Here is a 251-nt window from a genome sequence, read left to right as displayed (position 1 = left end):
AATACCTTCAAGCTGCTGGCGGATAAAGCCATTGCCAGCTTTAATGTACGGGAAGACAAATTGCAGGAAGCACTGGCGAAAAACCCGATTCTGGTGACGGCGCTCAACCCGGTTATCGGCTATTTGAAAGCGGCTGAGATTGCCAAGAAAGCCTACAAAGAGCACAGAGATATTCTGGATGTCGCGGAAGAGGAAACCGATTTGTCGCGGCAGGAGCTTGAGCGTTTGCTTGACCCGCAGAAGCTCACCAC

1 pseudogene is annotated in these 251 nt (G+C 51.4%); it reads left to right on the top strand.

The window, feature by feature from the left end:
- A pseudogene (aspA, locus tag R0J87_RS22855) lies at positions 1-251 on the top strand (aspartate ammonia-lyase); the annotation flags it as partial.

Origin of the sequence: Halomonas sp. SIMBA_159 (assembly GCF_046536035.1) — a bacterium.
Lineage (GTDB): Bacteria > Pseudomonadota > Gammaproteobacteria > Pseudomonadales > Halomonadaceae > Vreelandella > Vreelandella venusta_A.
Note: the sequence above shows the minus strand (reverse complement) of the source record. Positions and strands in the feature narration are given on the sequence as shown.